The organism is Nonlabens tegetincola (genome assembly GCF_002117085.1).
GTDB classification, from domain to species: domain Bacteria; phylum Bacteroidota; class Bacteroidia; order Flavobacteriales; family Flavobacteriaceae; genus Nonlabens; species Nonlabens tegetincola.
Map to the genome: position 1 here is coordinate 2,284,017 of NZ_CP019342.1, position 16,891 is coordinate 2,300,907.

Consider the following 16,891-nt stretch of genomic DNA (forward strand, 5'->3'; position numbering starts at 1 on the left):
CTTGTTTATTAAGATTTTTTTTAGATATTAGCAGTATCAAGATTTAAAAATGGCAACTAATTATCCCCTTAAAAAACCTAACGCATTGATACGCACGTATTTATTAGCAAAAGGAGTTTTTAAACTAATTACGAAGACATTTTTTACATTTTGATTATCTTAACTAACAAACGTAATAAGCCTAGCTTTCCCTAAAGCTGGGCTTTTTATTTTGGAATAGCTTGAATCAACTTTTTAGTGTACGCTTTTTGAGGATTTTTATACAGCTGTTCTGATTCTTGAATTTCTTCAATTTTTCCTTTATTCATAACAACAATACGATCACAAAAATGCTTCACTACTGCCAGATCATGAGAAATGAATAGGTAACTAAAACCAAATTCTTGCTTAAGTGTGTTCAATAGATTTAAAACCTGTGCCTGTACTGAAATATCTAAGGCGCTCACACTTTCATCACACACTATAAATTCTGGTCGTAAGGCTATCGTCCTAGCGATACCTATACGTTGACGTTGACCACCGCTAAATTCGTGTGGATATCGATAATAATGCTCTTCTTTAAGACCTACTTTAACCAGCAGTTCTTTAACCATTAATTCTCTCTCCTTATTAGAACTACCTATCCTGTACCAACTCATAGGTTCTAAAATGGCAGAACCTACAGTCAATCTAGGATTTAAACTAGCAAAAGGATCTTGAAATATAATTTGCATTTGACGACGCATCTTTCTCAATGATATTTGAGATTGTCCTACAACCTGCGTTCCTTTATACAAAACACTACCCGAGGTAGCTTCTTTTAATCCTAGAATGATATTGCCTAAGGTGCTTTTACCACAACCACTCTCTCCTACCAATCCCAAACTTTCACCGGGAAAAATATCAAAACTCACTCCATTGACAGCAGTAAAAGCGTTAGATTTATTAAACCAGCCGTTTTTTACCTCATATACTTTTTTCAAATCCTTGATTTGAATTAAAGGTTCTTGTGTATACATGGTTTTAAGTGAGCGCTCTCTTTGTACAGCATCAACAAGTTTCTTTGAATAATTATTATCTAAAAAATCAGATATTGTAGGTAAAACCTCAACACGTTCATTGAGATCAGGTCTCGCGGCTAATAATGCCTTTGTGTATCGTTCCTTTGGCTCATTAAAGATCGATTGAACTGTACCTTTCTCAACAATGTGACCTTGATACATCACCATTACCTTATCAGCAATAGATCTTACAAGAGATAGATCATGTGAAATGAATAAAACACTCATGTTAAACTCTTGCTGTATATCCTTTAGTAATTTGATAATTTCCTTTTGAACAGTAACATCAAGAGCTGTTGTAGGTTCATCGGCTATTAATAAAATGGGATTGCAAGCAACAGCCATTGCAATCATAATGCGTTGCATTTGTCCACCACTTATTTCATGAGGATATTTATGATACAAAGACTCTGGATGTGGCAAGTGGACTTTTTGGAATAAGGAAATTACTTTATCCTTTATTTGGGCATTATTAAGATCAGTGTGTTGCTTTAAAATTTCAGCTACTTGTTTCCCACATGTAATAGTAGGATTAAGTGCGCTCATAGGTTCTTGAAAAATCATGCTTATTACGCTTCCGCGAAAGCGTGACCAATCACCAGAAGAGAAATGCAAAACTTCCTTATTATTAATAACCAACTGACTAGCGGTAATTACAGAGTTCTCAATAGGCAACAAGCCCATTAAAGCTTTACTCATTACCGACTTACCACTACCTGATTCTCCAACAACTGCGACAAATTCATTAGATAATATTTCAAAAGAAACATCATGAAGAACCTGTGTAGAGTTTTTACCTGTGCTGAAGCTTACATTTAAATTTTCACAAGTGACCAGTGTATTATTTTGAGATAATTTGGTCATCCGACAAGATAGGTTGGTTACGTAATTTTAGAAATATCTGAGCTATTGCGACTACATCCTTTTCACAATAATCTGAAATACGCTTGATGTCATTTTCCTTGTAATATACATCTCGTACCTGGTCGCCGCTGATATCATCTTTAGGTGATGGAATACCCAAAACCCTAGTTAACAACTTAAGACTAGTAAAATGTTTATAATCCCCAAATTTCCACAACTCCATGGTATCAAGATGAGGTACTTCCCATGGCTTCTTACCAAATAAGTTTAGTTTTTCTGGTAAATCCATCCCTAGAATGATCATTCTCCTAGCAATATAAGGAAAGTCAAATTCCTTACCGTTATGGGCACATAATAGGTGCTGTCTAGAAGAAAAATGTTCTTTTAATAATTGAGAAAACTCTATTAAAATGTCGCGTTCATCACCCACAAAACTTTTGGTTCTAAATTGTGTGTCGCTTGTATAAGCAAAATACCCTACTGATATACATACAATTTTACCAAACTCTGCCCAAATGCCAGCACGCTCATAAAATTCTTGCGGCGTAAAATCTTCTTTACGCTGGTATTTTGTTTTATCAGAATATAACTCTTGATCTGCTTCATCTAGTTCTTCAAAACTTGCATATTGAGGAACAGTTTCAATATCCAGAAACAAAATATGGTGCATGTCAATTTTATGAATCATACTTTAAATTTCTAATTCATCGCTGTCATCTTCTTCATCTAATCCTCCAGATTGTTGAGCTTTATATTCTTCACAGTCGGTTTCAATGGATAGGTTATCTGGTTTTTTGAATTTCTCTTTTGATATGTCCAGAGATTCTTCGTTATAAAGATTTTTCATGTAAAGACCCCAAATAGGTAACGCCATTGTAGCACCTTGACCGTATTTTGTAGAGTTAAAATGGACCGATCTATCCTCGCCTCCTACCCATACTCCAGTAACTAAATCAGGAACCATTCCCATAAACCAACCGTCGGAATTGTTTTGTGTTGTTCCTGTTTTACCTGCTATGTCATTCTTTAATTCATAAGGATATCCAGTGATGACATTCTTATAAATATATTGAGATTTTCTCCAGCTGTCCTTTAATCTACTACCACTACCGTAGTTTACCACACCTCGCATTAGGTCAACGGTAACATAGGCCGTTTCCTCATTCATCACATCTTTAGAATCAGGCACATATTGATAAAGGATTGTACCATTTTTATCTTCAACACTAGTAACGAGAACTGGCTTGTTGTAAATACCACCATTAGCGAAAACACTATAAGCTCCTGTCATTTCAAACAAATTAACATCAGGTGTACCCAAAGCAAGAGATGGAACAGCATCCATTTTATCGGTATTAATTCCTAATTGAGAAGCCCTATCGATAACAGGTTGAGGACCTACCTCGTCAATTAATCTAGCCGATATTGTATTCTTTGATTTTGCCAAAGCTTCCTTTAAGGTTAGAATATTACCGTAATCACCACCAGAATCTTTAGGAGTCCAGTCTTTCAAGTTACCCCATTTTCCTGCTGGTATCGTATACTCACCATCTGGTAATTCTTTACATGGTGAGTAGTGCAACAAGTCTACAGCAGTAGAATATAAGAAAGGTTTAAAGGTAGATCCTGCTTGTCTTTTTCCCTGTTCTACATGATCGTATTTGAAATGTTTATGGTTTATTCCTCCTACCCATGCTTTCACGTGTCCACTTTGTGGATTCATAGACATTAATCCTGCTCTCAGATATTTTTTATAGTGAACAATACTGTCTCTAGGCGTCATTAATGTATCTACTTCACCTTTCCACGTAAAAACTGTCATGTCTGTCTTTTTCTCAAAGCTGGCGTAAATTTCCTTTTCAGATTTACCTGCAGCTTTCATGATACGCCATCTTTCAGATCTGCGCATAGCGGCTTTTATTATGTTTTCGGTTTCCTTTTTGGTTAAATCTCTAAAAGGTGCAGTTTTGTTTTTGATATTTTGTTTATCAAATTCGGCCTGCAAGTTTTTCATGTGATCTTGTAAGGCTTGTTCTGCAATTTCTTGCATTCTGTAATCGATGGTAACATTTACACGCAGCCCATCATTGTAAATATTGTAATTCTTTCCTGTATCTGGATTCACGTGATCCTTTGCCCATTCTTTCAACCAATCTCTTAGGTATTCTCTAAAGTAGGTAGCAAGACCATCATCATGGCCTTCTGGTTTAAAATCTAGGACAATAGGTTGTTCACGCAAACTATCCTTCAATTCTTCAGTCATTTTACCATTGCGTACCATTTGAAAAAATACCTGATTACGTCTATTAAAAGACTTCTTTTTTGATATTTCTCTTTGTGGATTATATTGTCTTGGGTTTTTAAGCATTGCAACTAGCACAGCGCTTTCCTCAACCTTGAGGTCTTTTGGCTCTTTTCCAAAGTAAATACGAGCTGCCGATCGTATACCTATGGCTCCTTTAAGAAAATCAAACTGATTAAGATATTGAACTATAATTTCTTCTTTGGTGTACTGTTTTTCCAATCGAGTAGCAATAATCCACTCTCTAATTTTTTGAATTCCTCTTTCAAATTTGTTTGCTCTGGGCTCGACAGTAAAATAAAGTTTTGCCAACTGCTGGGTAATGGTACTTGCACCACCTTTACTTCCTAAATAAGCAAATGCTCTAGCTGTTCCATAGCCATCAATACCGCTGTGATCCCAAAATCGTTCGTCTTCAGTTGATACTAATGCATCAACGAGGTTTTGTGGTAATTCATCATAAGTTACAGGTGTCCTATTATTCCCGGGATTGTAAAACTTTCCCAGTGTTTTACCATCGGCAGTAATGATCTCTGTAGCTAGGTCTGTTTGAGGATTTTCTAATACCGTGTGATCAGGTAAGGCTCCAAAAATTCCCCATGCTGCTAGGAGGAATAACAGTACTACAAGCCCGATACCCGTGAAAACTAGTTTCCAAAATAATTTTACGTTTTTACTTACGGCTTCTTTATCTTGTACTTTTTGTGCTTTAGTCTTTGCCATAATTTTTAGGTTTTTCAATACTGTAACCTAGGTCTACAATACCGTTTAAATTTTGTACTGGTGTTATTTCACCTGTCTTACGCATTACGTGTCTTAAGGTTAGATGGTAGGTTCCGCTTTCGCGAAAGCGTATTCCTTCTCTTAACCATAATTTGTTTTCATATAAATCACCTCGTTCTCTACCCAAATAACGACCGTAATTATCGGTCATATCAAACTCTAAGGTATCAACAAAAGTCCTACCTTGAGGAAATTTAATTTCTGAGATTAAAAAGAGGTTACTAAAAGCGTACTCGTGATTATTTCGCAGGTTTATAAAGAGGTCATAAGTATTTATTGTGTCTGGTGGAGACACTTTAAAAACTGGTGCCTGATTAATATTCCATTTTGCGTTTTCCAATGAAACAGTTTGCGAAGAAACTAAATAATCATCACAGCTTATAAGAACCACAAGGAGTGTGCATATATAAATTATCTTTTTCACTAATTTGAAGAGTCTTTAGGCTTGTTGTTACTGTTACCTTTTGGACGATTGTTACGTCTTTTATTTTGAGGCTTCCCTTTTGTTCCCGTTTTTTTCTGGTTACTAGCGTTATTGTTCTGATTTGGGTTTTTGTTATTGCTGCTTTTTGCGTTTCTGTTAGTGTTAGAACGTTGTTTATTCTTGTTTCTGTTATTTTGAGTCCTTTTTTTTGCTGGTGTTTCACTAACAGCAGCTACTGTTTCCTTTTTATTAGAGGCCGGTTTTCTTCTGTTTTTACGCTTGTTACGTTTTGATTTTGGCTTGTCAAACCTAGTAAGGCTATCCTGTCCAACTACATTTTCAAATGAAGCTTCTTCTTCTATAATCAATTCACTTGCGTACTCCTCTATGCTAGAAACTTTATTTCCTGATTTATTTACAGCAACTATTTGGTGAACCTGATCAGTAGTCAACACATGCCAGTTCATCCATTCGCCTTCATAACAATACCACATTATACCTTTAAAAATATCTACCTTTTGACAAACGGCAGTTCCTTTATGAGTATATAGCTTTTGATTTTGTTTAGGAAATGAACTTAATGCATCTAGATAAGAATCTAACTCGTAATTTAAACAGCATTTTAATTTTCCACATTGACCAGCGAGTTTTTGCGGATTGAGAGAGAGGTTTTGATAACGCGCAGCACCAGTTGTAACCGATCTAAAATCGGTAAGCCAAGTGCTACAACATAATTCACGACCGCAAGAACCTATACCACCTAATCTGGCAGCTTCTTGTCTAAGTCCAATCTGGCGCATTTCTATACGTGTTTTAAACTCAGATGCATATTGCTTAATAAGCTCCCTGAAATCTACACGCTCATCGGCCGTGTAATAGAAAGTAGCTTTGGAACCATCTCCTTGAAACTCAATGTCAGAAATTTTCATTTTAAGTTTGAGTTCGATGGCGATTTGGCGAGCTCTTACTTTCATAGGTTCTTCTCTATCGCGGGCATTTTGCCATTTCTCAACATCTCTTTCATTGGCAATGCGATAAATTTGAGGAAAAGCTTCATCTTGAAACTTTACTCGCTTCCTTTTCATTTGAACCCTAACTAGCTCTCCGGCTAGAGCTACCATCCCAATATCGTGACCATTTTGTGCTTGTGTGGCAACTAGATCACCTATCTTAAGACTTAGGTCGTTATTGTATTTAAAATATTCTTTACGACTGTTTTTAAATCGAACCTCTACATAAGGAAAACTTTCCTGTCCATCAGGAAGCTCCATGTTAGAAAGCCAATCAAAAACGGTTAATTTATTACATCCACCTGTTCCACAGGTTCCGTGATTTTTACATCCACCTGGCACGCTACCGCCAGATCCACAACTACTACAGCTCATTCACTTATCCTTATATATTGACGCCTAGCGGTTTATTACCCTAAGCGGAATCATTATTGTTAAAGGTAAAGATAGGGAAAGTTGTGAGAACTGAAATCAAATGAAAAAGGGAATAAATAGATCAAAGTAACCCTTACACGCTCTTCAAAAACATATGCAAGTCGTCAAATCTTATTTCCGATTATTTTGATATTGATATTTCAGTTCTTCATAATCATTTATTTTTATATTCATGAATAAAGAGGTTATCAAATATTTAAAAAATTTCAAATCCCTAAAAAGAGGTTTTAATAAGGGGTTAGGGAAAGCGCCGCATAAACCAATTTTACTATTGTCTATCATTTCTCTAATAGAAAAAACCTTATTCTAAATAATAGAATTGAAATAACTAGTGATTTAGTTCTAGAGTTTAAATCAAATTTTAAAAAATTTGTAACCACAAGTCATGTAGACAATTTTTCTCTTCCATTTTTCCATATGAAAAATGAGCCTTTCTATAGATTAATTCCAAGAAATGGGATGATGAAGACTTTAAATAAAGTAAAGAGTTTAAAAAGCATCAATCGACTATCGGAACTAATAGCGTTTGCCGAGATCGACAAATCCCTTTTTGACCTATTACAACAGCCCAAGGTTAGAACTGTTTTTATTAATTTCATAATCGAGGAATATTTCCCAGAATTTAAAAACACAAAAAATCAGTTTTCGAATTTTTATGAAACTCAGATTGAAACTGAGATTCTCAAAGAAAATAAAACCTCCTATATATCTAAATTAGAAATAATAAAATCTGAAATGGATAATGATGCGTTTGAACAAGAAGTTTTTATTCGAGGAGGAATATTCAAAAAAACTATTCCTAAAATTTATAATTACTCCTGTTGTATAACTGGTTTCAAAGTAAACACAAATTATAATATTCAAATGATAGATGCATGTCATATTATTCCATTCAGTATTAGCCAAGACGATACAATTCAGAACGGCATATCTTTAAGTCCTAATATCCATCGAGCTTTTGATAGAGGTTTAATTACAATAAATCAAGATTATATTATTAGAGTTTCCCCTTCCATTAATAAATCTTCATCAACAAGTGAGATAACTGAATTGGATGGTAAAAGCATAATTTTACCACAAGATCCACGCCACTACCCATCCCTAGAAGCCTTGGAATGGCATAGAAAAGAAGTTTTCCTATTTTAATCAATCCTAGTCGCTATATTACTTTACATCAAATAAATTAATCTTAACTGACGGTAGATATTTCTATCGTAGAATAATCATCTCAAAACTAAAAATCAAATGAAGAAGGGAATAAAACAAAAAATCCCGACCATTACTGATCGGGATTTAGGCTCCTCTTCTTGGGCTCGAACCAAGGACCCTCTGATTAACAGTCAGATGCTCTAACCAACTGAGCTAAAGAGGAATGTGATATACACAAACTTAAGTTTTCTTAAGCGATGGCAAATATAAAACCTTTTTTAATTGTTGCCAAAATAATTTCTAAAAAATCAAGTAAATTTTAAGCTCTATTTAATGCAACAACATGAAATTATATGAATATCAAATGATTGCATCACAAAAAAATTACTACCCTTTTAAGTCTAGGTATTATCCCGTTATCGCACGCACCACATCGTTACCATTAGCATATAATAACAAACCTAGCAGTAACAATATCCCGATAATTTGAGCGCGTTCTAGGAATTTATCTCCAGGCTTTCTTCCTGTTACAATTTCATAAAGTAAAAAGGCAACGTGACCACCATCTAATGCAGGAATAGGAAGTATATTCATGATTGCTAGTATAAATGATATCAATGCCGTTGTTCCCCAAAATTGAGTCCAATTAAAGGTGTCTGGATACATCTTTGCAATTGTACCAAATCCACCCAGTTGACTTGCTCCTTTACTAGTGAATATGTATTTGAATTGAGAAACATAATCTCTCATTGTCCACCAGCCTTTGCTTATTCCTTCACTAACTGCCTCGCCAAATGAAAGTTCCTGAACTCTTGAATCAAAAATATCAGTATCTGGAAATCCTTTACGAATTCCAAGAACTTTAGGTGCTGGCACCTCAGACTCTACGCCCCAAAAATTAGTTTCGGTTACTGTACCAAAACTAGTTGTACCCGATTTGGTTTCACCATCAATCTCCCAAACCACCTCGAACTCTTCATTCACCTTTGTTTTATTCAAAAGCGCATATTCATAATCTGAATCGTAATTAATCGGATAACCTGCTATGCTTTTTATCACAGCACCTGATTTCATCCCCATTTTTGCAGCAGCAGTATTATCAGCAACGGTATCTACTACAAAAGTTCTTCTAGGTAGTAAGATGGGTCTTACACCAGCTTGAAACATCTTGCTTCCCGTATCCTCTGGAATTGAAATCACCTGTTCCTTACCATCACGCAAAACTGTAACGGTTTCAACATCCCTGAACATAATATTGTGATACAAGCTAGGAGCTCTTTCTAATTCTTGATTGTCTACTAGTATAGGTAAATCACCTTGTTGAAATCCAACTTCTTCTAAGACCTTAGGATAACCAAAACCATAAGTAGCACCAGACGCAGGTTCTAATATTTTACCATTAGCGTACATCAAGCATATATAAATCACAAACCCAACGATCACATTTACAATCACACCACCTAGCATTATTATTAATCGTTGCCAGGCTGGTTTTGATCTAAATTCCCATGGTTGTGGCGGTTTTGCCATTTGTTCTTTATCCATGCTCTCATCAATCATACCAGCGATTTTCACATAACCACCTAATGGCAACCAGCCTATCCCATAAACTGTTTCTCCTATTTTTTTCTTGAATAATGAAAATTTTATATCAAAAAAAAGGTAAAACTTTTCGACACGAGTTTTGAATAATCTTGCTGGTATAAAGTGCCCTAATTCATGTAAAACGATGAGAATAGATAAACTCATCAAAAAATTGATTACAGTAACTAAAATCGGATGCATATTTTGAATTTGTTAAGGCGCAAAAATAGGACATATCAACCACAGTAGCTGTCATACAATGTGATAATTAGGATGATTTTAGAATTGCGATTTAGCACGCTTTCGCGAAAGCGTAATTATCAACCACAAATAGCACTTAAATAGTAATGTATTAGTATTCCTATGGACTAAATGTGAGGATTGGTAAGTAACTTTGCAAAAACAACTATTATGAAAGATTTTCTCGTTAAAAACAAATGGCGCATTGTCTTTTTATTTGTGTTGTGCTCACTAATTCTTGCTGCTTTTCAATATGCTCTCACTCCAGTAAAAACTCTACCGGTACTACAACCCAACGATTTTGACCCAACACTGGTGGATGACAGCAAGCTTTTCGTTAAAAAATATCATACTATCGCACCTTTTGAGCTAGTTAATCAAAACGGTGATACTATTACAGATAAGGATTACAAAGGAAAAATCTATGTAGCAGACTTCTTTTTTACCACTTGCCCTACCATTTGTCCAGTGATGACCAAAAACATGAAGCTGGTACAAGATGAATTTAAAAACAATAAAGATGTGATGATCTTATCCCATTCTGTAACACCAGAACGAGATAGCATTCCTGTATTAAAAGAATATGCTCTCAAAAAAGGAGTGATTGATGAAAAATGGAATTTAGTTACAGGAGATCGCAAACAGATTTATGACCTAGCAAGAAAATCCTATATGGCAGTTAAACAACCTAAATATGGTGATGAATATGCCATGGTGCACACAGAGAACTTTTTACTTATTGACAAACAAGGTAGATTGCGAGGTCGCTCTTATGACGGAACAAGTATTGAGGATGTAAAACTGCTGATCGAAGACATTCATATACTTTTAAACGAATATGAACGAAAAAATGAAGTAGACTAAGTATTTTTTTCTCTCACTAGCAGATAAATGTACCTTTGCCGCATAAAAATTAAGTTTAATGAAGAAAATTTTACTTTTACTTGCGGTTCTAGGAACCTCATTTACAGCAATCGCACAAGATGACGACGCACCTAAAGAAGGATGGTCTAAAGGTGGTAACTTCCAAGCTTTATTCAACCAGAGTGCCTTTAATGCAGAATGGACTGGTGGTGGTACCTCAAACATTTCTTTAAACCTAGGTGTAAATTATGACCTTAATTATTTGAAAGGACGCACAACTTGGGATAATAAAATTATTGCAGAATACGGTATAACAAAACTGGATAATCAGGAATTTACAAGAAAAACAAACGACCGTATTGAATTAAACTCTGTTTACGGTTATAAAATTAAAGAGGAAAGCAACTGGTCTTATTCTGCTTTTTTAAACTTTTTATCTCAATGGACAACTGGATACCGATTTGGTGAGGACATTGATGGAAATGAAACTCGTACTGAATTTACTAAATTTCTATCGCCAGGTTATTTATCATTTGGCCCTGGTATCTTATACAGAAAAAGCGATGACTTACAAGTAAACATCGCTCCTGCTACAGCTAGATTTATTTTTGTTGACGATGCTTTTACAAGTGTTCCTGGTTATGTAGATGGTGATTATTTTGGTGTAGATGCTGGCGATTCCTCTAGATTTGAGTTTGGCGCTTCTCTTAATGGTATCTATAACTTTACTATAGCAGAAAACATAACTATGTCTAACGTTCTTGCCCTATATTCTAATTACCTAGAAAATCCTGGTAATATTGATATCAATTACAGTGCAAACGTTAACATGAAGGTTAACGAGTGGTTAAGTGCAAACTTAATTTTCCAAGCGATCTACGATGATAATGCAGTAGGAGCTTTTCAAGTACGTGAAGTATTTGGTTTAGGATTAAACTACAAGCTATAATAATAACAACAACTATTAAAAACCTCCTTTTAGAACATCTTTCTAAAAGGAGGTTTTTTTATTTAGCCTTGGTGGTATCAACTGGCTTTTTCTTGTTGCGACCAAATAGATCTTTAATTAAATTACCTGCAGTCTCTTTAACCTTGTCCTTAGTATTTTGCTTTAAAGAGTCGGTAGTTGTAGAAACAGGACTTGTAGTCTGTGTGCTGTCTTTAACTTGACCTTTATCTCCTTTGATAACATCTTTAATGTTATCCAATGGATTATTGCCTTGTAAGATGTCATTGATTGCGTTATTGGCAGCTTCCTCGCCTTTATCCTTCAACTTTTGCTTTTGAATCTCAATAATTTGGTTTGTTAAATTTTTGACCGCTAAATCAAGATTTAAATCTACTGAAGGCGAGCTTATACTTCCACCTAATTTTACTGGAACAGGTACGGTGATTTTATCTATTTCTTTACTTTCTAACTTTGATAATAAACTAGCTCCTTCTTTACCAAAATATTTTGCAGGAACCTCTAAGTTCAAGGTATAATCCATTGAATTGGACAAGCTGTGCTTACCACTAGCAACTACTTTAATATCTTTAATATTAAAATCAAAAGGTGCTATTTCTACCGCGCCGTTATTTAGTTTAAGTTTAGTAGTTATATCTCTTAGGTTTAAATCGTTTACATCAATAAAACCTAATTTATTATCCAGTAGATTAAGTAATTTATTTTGACTAGTATCAACGTCATCGGTTAAAAGTTGTGCAAATGCATCACCAGCTATTGTAGTCAAAACAGGAGTAAGATCATTAGACAAATCTCCTTGTATTTCAAGATCGGTGTTTAGTTTCCCCTTAAATGCATTAATTAACGGTACCAATTTTTGAAACATTTCAAATCCCTGAAACGATTGTGCGATATCGAGTTCATTCATATTTAAGGCCATCTTAAATTTAGGAGTAGTACCTTTTGTAGAAACGGTTCCATCTAGACCTATGGTACCATTAAAAACTTTTGTCTTTAGGTCGTTTAAAAACAAAGTTTCATCTCTTACCATAGCGATTCCAGACACATCATTCAACGTGATATTATCATAAATCACGCGATTAGCATTAAAATCCAACTGAGCGTCTAGAAAATCCGGTATTTTGATTGCCTCATTATTGGTAGTAGCGACACTTTTATTTTCTGTTGTAATAGTTTCTTCTTTGGAACCAGTTGTAGTACTCATGAAATCAGAAGTATCAAATTGATCAGACGATACTTTGAAGTTTCCTTTAAGCTTTTGATCTTCAAATAAAAACCCGATTAAATTATTAATTGTTCCCGATGCGTTAAGATCGGTATTACCTGTTCTAGCATTAAAACTCTCTAATTTCACACGGCTATTATTCATATTAATTACAGCAGTGCTTACGTCAAAGGATTGGTTAAACGCATCACCTTGATAGGTGAAATCTCTAAGTTTTGCCAGTCCTTTGGTTTGGATATTCGCATAGCGTTCATTCTCTACACTTTCCATATCAAACACCGTTGCAATGTCCAAATCTAAAATTCCATTGAATGAGGTGTTATCAGGAAAAGGTATGGCTTGTTTTAATTTTAGAAGGTCAATAATACCACGAGCCTCTAGGTCTACTTTCATATTTTCCGTAAGTCTTGTAACCAGTGCTTTGGCACTTACTGTTTCACCAGCAAGATTAAAAGTTGCGCTAGGCACACTTAGATAAGTATCCTCAACCTTACCAGTAGTATTAAGTAAGGCTGCGTTAAAATTAATATTACGAACTGTTTGTGGTAAATCTGGATATTTGAATGATGCATTTTGCGACGATACTTTTATATCCATTTTAGGGATTAATTCGTCGGTAACCTCACCGTTTATAGTCCCGTTGACAATAAAGTCTCCTGTTGTTGTTATGCCTTCTAAATTGCTGCGGTACTCTTGTGGAATAAGAGCAAAAAAGTTTTTAAAATCAGAACTTGGGGTTTTAAATGTAAGATCAACGAGCGTGCTATTTTCTTCTAAATCAACAAAACCGTCTAATTCCAGTGGTAAGTCATTCACCTTTGCTTCATTTTCTTTAAAAGTATAACGTTGATCGTCTAGGTTCATGAGCACATCGGCTACTAGTGAGACATCTTGATCATTTATGTACTTTATACCGTCCAATTCGTAAGTAACTTTGGCGTTTGTGATGGTTTGTAAGGTAGATTCATTTAAACTAAAATCACCCGTACCTTCATGATTTAATTCATTCAGGAGTAACACATTCTTACTCTCCTCATCGATATAAGAAAAACTAGAATTATTAATTTCATAATGGTTAAGGTCAAATACAAATCCTGTGTTTTCTTGAGGTGTTTGTGTCGTTTCCGCTTTCGCGAAAGCGGAATCCCTAACAGCAATATCCCAGTTTGCGGCACCTGTTGCATTAACCTTCAATCTAGCTATAGCATCGTCAATTGTTAATTCATGTACTTCAATAGGCTCACCGACTTCATTGAATAAATCCATAACGGGTAACGACAATTTAATAGCGTCACTGTAAAACAATGTATCGCCTACAAAAGGTTCTTTATTGATTACCTGAAGTTTTTTTAAGTTAAGTGAGGCATCTGGAAATGCACTGAATAAGCTTAAATCAACCTCGGCAAAGTCCACCTGAGCATTAAGGCTGTTGTTGAGTTTATCCTTGATCACTTGTGCAATTTGATCCTTCAGTAGAAATGGAGCTGCTATTAACAACACCACAACCGCGAGCACAAATACTCCGACTATTTTCAATATTTTTTTCATCAATCGACTTTAATTTCTTCTCCCATTTTAAGTTTGAACATACGCTTAAAAATGCCTACGCCTAAATACAACAACGGTGTGTCAAATAAGGCTACTAACATTTTAAATAATACTCCTGAGATTAAAAAGGGTATAAAATTGTCCCAGGAAATTATCTCTGTTGAACATAGCAATAATAAAACTGCCAGTGTGTCAACAAATTGTGAAAAAACCGTACTTAAATTGTTACGCAGCCATAACATGCGCCCTTTAGTAAGACGTTTCCAAAAATGATATAATTGAATATCTACAAATTGAGCACACAAATAAGCCGTCATACTAGCAATAACTGCAATAGTAGTAGCTCCAAAAACTTTTGTAAAGACAACATCTTGAATAGGGCTGTCTTTTACGGCAGGTGCAGCATCGGCAATGAAGATGATAATAAGACTAAAAATACTCGCAAAAATTCCTGCTAGTACCAATTCATTTGCCTTGCGTTTACCATAAATTTCACTTACTAAATCGGTAACCAAAAAAGTAACAGGATACGGCAGTAACCCAACAGATAGCTCAAAATTGAACCATCCAAATGGATTCCAATAAAAAAACTTCTGAAAAATTAAATTTGAAACGACTAGGGAACAAATAAATAAAGCTGCTAGAACCAGATAGATACGATTTGCTCGACGTAAATCCCTACCAGTAAGTGTTTTCATATAGGTGTAAAAGTAGTTTATGGTCGAGTAAATATTCCTTAATTTGGCGATAAAATTATAGGCATCTCAAAAATAGGCAATCATAAGGTAATCATAGCGTTAGGCACAAACCTAGGTAATAAAAAAAACCAAATAGAACGCGCTACACGACTTATTGAAACCAAAATTGGTTTAATCATTAAGGCTGGAAAAGTGTATGCAAGCCAAAGTATTGGATTTGATGGACCTGACTTTTATAACACGGTGCTTCTAATTCATACTATTTACACACCGCAAGATGTACTTGATAAGCTTAAAAATATTGAAAGTGAAATGGGTCGAGCGGTTAAGGTCACGGATCATTATGAGAGTCGCCCTATCGATCTGGATATTATCTTTTATGATAACATCCAATTCCAGTCAGAAAGGCTTGAGATTCCTCATAAACATTGGCAAGAACGAAATTTTGCTGTATTACCCTTATTGGATTTCTGCAAGGAATGGGAAATAGAAAATGAAACCATTCAGATAGGTAATATTGCATCTAAAATGGAGCCACTAGAACCTGTGGATGATTTTGAAATTACGCTTTCGCGAAAGCGATATCCCATTCAACGTCATAATTTCATTGCCATTGAAGGAAATATTGGGTCAGGAAAAACAAGTTTAACACATAAAATAGGTGAAGATTTTACGGGAAAGGAAGTTCTTGAACGATTTGCAGATAATCCTTTTTTGCCCTTGTTTTATAAAGAGCAAGAACGTTATGCTTTTTCACTAGAAATGTCATTCCTAGCCGATCGTTATCAGCAACTACATGATGAAATAGGTCAGCAGGATCTTTTTAAAGAATTCACAGTGGCCGATTACTACGTGGTAAAGTCACTTATCTTTAGTAAAATAACTTTATCAGAAGAGGAATACACTTTATACAAACGACTGTTTTACATGATGTATAAGGAGCTCGTCAAACCAGAATTGTACATCTATTTGTACCAAACTGAGGAGCGTTTACTGGATAACATTAAGAAAAGAGGTCGTGAATATGAACAAGATATTCAAACTGATTATCTAATGGAGATCCAGAAAGGATATGCCGATTTTATCAAAACTCAAGACAGTTTAAAAATCAAAGTTATTGATGTTACTGAACTTGATTTTGTCAATAACCATGAGGATTACATCACAATACTGGATCAAATCAACTCCTAAGTGAACTTACTTTATTGAAAAGGTCATAAATCACAATACCTGCACAAACTGAAATGTTTAAACTGTGTTTTGTCCCGAATTGCTGTAACTCAATAATCGTATCGCAATAGTCTACAACTTGCTGCTGTACTCCTTTAACCTCGTTCCCAAATACAACGGCTAGTTTTTGTCCTTTCTCAGGTTTAAAATGATACAAGCTAGTACTGTTTTCGGCTTGTTCTATAGCACACAAGTGGTATTGATTATTTTTAAGATTTTCTAGGGCTTTTAAGGTATCCTCTACATATTCCCATTCAATAGATTCTGTTGCGCCTAGAGCGGTCTTTCTAATATCTCTATGCGGTGGTTGGGCTGTTATACCACATAATATTATTTTCTCGATACGATAACAATCGGCTGTTCTAAAAACGCTTCCTATATTATTTAGACTACGTATGTTATCTAAAACAATCGTAATGGGTGTTTTGTCGCTGTTTTTATAGGCATCAACATCTAACCTATCTAGCTCTTCATTAAGTAATTTTCTCATCTTGATTTAATTAAAAAAGGCAGCTTTGCAGCTGCCTT

Annotated in this window: 13 protein-coding genes and 1 tRNA gene; 4 read left to right on the forward strand and 10 right to left on the reverse strand. The window is 35.0% G+C overall.

What is annotated here, in order from left to right:
• Positions 1-206: 206 nt before the first annotated feature.
• The 5 genes from BST91_RS10565 to BST91_RS10585 are packed head-to-tail and all read right to left on the reverse strand — an operon-like array spanning position 207 to position 6,798.
• Positions 207-1,904 (reverse strand): ABC transporter ATP-binding protein, encoded by a 1,698-nt coding sequence (locus tag BST91_RS10565; RefSeq protein ID WP_085775361.1) that lies wholly within the window; start codon positions 1,902-1,904, stop codon positions 207-209.
• A complete protein-coding gene (locus BST91_RS10570; RefSeq protein ID WP_060523608.1) occupies positions 1,882-2,592 on the reverse strand; it encodes a 3'-5' exonuclease in 711 nt (236 codons plus the stop codon). Before BST91_RS10570 ends, BST91_RS10565 begins: the two co-directional genes overlap by 23 nt.
• Before the next feature lie 3 nt (positions 2,593-2,595).
• Positions 2,596-4,929, reverse strand: coding sequence for a transglycosylase domain-containing protein (locus BST91_RS10575; protein WP_085775718.1), 2,334 nt, complete (start codon positions 4,927-4,929; stop codon positions 2,596-2,598).
• A complete protein-coding gene (locus BST91_RS10580; RefSeq protein WP_157546955.1) occupies positions 4,916-5,413 on the reverse strand; it encodes a gliding motility lipoprotein GldH in 498 nt (165 codons plus the stop codon). Before BST91_RS10580 ends, BST91_RS10575 begins: the two co-directional genes overlap by 14 nt.
• On the reverse strand, positions 5,413-6,798 hold the full coding sequence (locus BST91_RS10585) for a PSP1 domain-containing protein (RefSeq protein ID WP_085775362.1): 1,386 nt from the start codon (positions 6,796-6,798) through the stop codon (positions 5,413-5,415). Before BST91_RS10585 ends, BST91_RS10580 begins: the two co-directional genes overlap by 1 nt.
• Before the next feature lie 477 nt (positions 6,799-7,275).
• Between BST91_RS10585 and BST91_RS10590 the strand changes: the two genes are divergently transcribed.
• Positions 7,276-8,004, forward strand: a complete 729-nt coding sequence (locus BST91_RS10590) for an HNH endonuclease (RefSeq protein ID WP_244895612.1) — start codon at positions 7,276-7,278, stop codon at positions 8,002-8,004.
• Between the two features lie 152 nt (positions 8,005-8,156).
• Here BST91_RS10590 and BST91_RS10595 read toward each other — a convergent pair.
• Positions 8,157-8,230 (reverse strand) — tRNA-Asn (locus BST91_RS10595).
• Positions 8,231-8,415: 185 nt separating this feature from the next.
• A complete protein-coding gene (rseP, locus tag BST91_RS10600; protein WP_085775363.1) occupies positions 8,416-9,792 on the reverse strand; it encodes an RIP metalloprotease RseP in 1,377 nt (458 codons plus the stop codon).
• Positions 9,793-10,002: 210 nt separating this feature from the next.
• On the opposite strand from rseP, the gene BST91_RS10605 reads away from it, so the two are divergent.
• Entirely contained in the window at positions 10,003-10,695 is a 693-nt protein-coding gene (locus BST91_RS10605) for an SCO family protein (RefSeq protein WP_085775364.1), read from the forward strand.
• A 58-nt stretch (positions 10,696-10,753) separates the two neighbouring features.
• A complete protein-coding gene (locus BST91_RS10610) occupies positions 10,754-11,644 on the forward strand; it encodes a DUF3078 domain-containing protein (RefSeq protein WP_042277065.1) in 891 nt (296 codons plus the stop codon).
• A 58-nt stretch (positions 11,645-11,702) separates the two neighbouring features.
• Here the strand turns inward: BST91_RS10610 and BST91_RS10615 are convergent, their stop codons facing one another.
• On the reverse strand, positions 11,703-14,435 hold the full coding sequence (locus tag BST91_RS10615) for an AsmA-like C-terminal region-containing protein (protein WP_085775365.1): 2,733 nt from the start codon (positions 14,433-14,435) through the stop codon (positions 11,703-11,705).
• A complete protein-coding gene (locus tag BST91_RS10620) occupies positions 14,435-15,133 on the reverse strand; it encodes a queuosine precursor transporter (RefSeq protein ID WP_085775366.1) in 699 nt (232 codons plus the stop codon). Before BST91_RS10620 ends, BST91_RS10615 begins: the two co-directional genes overlap by 1 nt.
• A gap of 93 nt (positions 15,134-15,226) precedes the next feature.
• On the opposite strand from BST91_RS10620, the gene folK reads away from it, so the two are divergent.
• Positions 15,227-16,324, forward strand: coding sequence for a 2-amino-4-hydroxy-6-hydroxymethyldihydropteridine diphosphokinase (folK, locus tag BST91_RS10625; protein ID WP_317043081.1), 1,098 nt, complete (start codon positions 15,227-15,229; stop codon positions 16,322-16,324).
• On the opposite strand, the gene BST91_RS10630 is transcribed toward folK, so the two are convergent.
• Entirely contained in the window at positions 16,314-16,853 is a 540-nt protein-coding gene (locus BST91_RS10630) for an RNA methyltransferase (RefSeq protein ID WP_085775368.1), read from the reverse strand. The genes folK and BST91_RS10630 overlap by 11 nt on opposite strands.
• Between the last annotated feature and the right edge of the window lie 38 nt (positions 16,854-16,891).

Coding starts and splice junctions, on each gene's coding strand:
- BST91_RS10610 (WP_042277065.1), top strand. CDS start 10,754: ATGAAGAAAATTTTACTTTTACTTGCGGTTCTAGGAACCTCATTTACA.
- BST91_RS10575 (WP_085775718.1), bottom strand. CDS start 4,929: ATGGCAAAGACTAAAGCACAAAAAGTACAAGATAAAGAAGCCGTAAGT.
- BST91_RS10585 (WP_085775362.1), bottom strand. CDS start 6,798: ATGAGCTGTAGTAGTTGTGGATCTGGCGGTAGCGTGCCAGGTGGATGT.
- BST91_RS10620 (WP_085775366.1), bottom strand. CDS start 15,133: ATGAAAACACTTACTGGTAGGGATTTACGTCGAGCAAATCGTATCTAT.
- BST91_RS10615 (WP_085775365.1), bottom strand. CDS start 14,435: ATGAAAAAAATATTGAAAATAGTCGGAGTATTTGTGCTCGCGGTTGTG.
- BST91_RS10630 (WP_085775368.1), bottom strand. CDS start 16,853: ATGAGAAAATTACTTAATGAAGAGCTAGATAGGTTAGATGTTGATGCC.
- BST91_RS10590 (WP_244895612.1), top strand. CDS start 7,276: ATGAAAAATGAGCCTTTCTATAGATTAATTCCAAGAAATGGGATGATG.
- rseP (WP_085775363.1), bottom strand. CDS start 9,792: ATGCATCCGATTTTAGTTACTGTAATCAATTTTTTGATGAGTTTATCT.
- BST91_RS10605 (WP_085775364.1), top strand. CDS start 10,003: ATGAAAGATTTTCTCGTTAAAAACAAATGGCGCATTGTCTTTTTATTT.
- BST91_RS10570 (WP_060523608.1), bottom strand. CDS start 2,592: ATGATTCATAAAATTGACATGCACCATATTTTGTTTCTGGATATTGAA.
- BST91_RS10565 (WP_085775361.1), bottom strand. CDS start 1,904: ATGACCAAATTATCTCAAAATAATACACTGGTCACTTGTGAAAATTTA.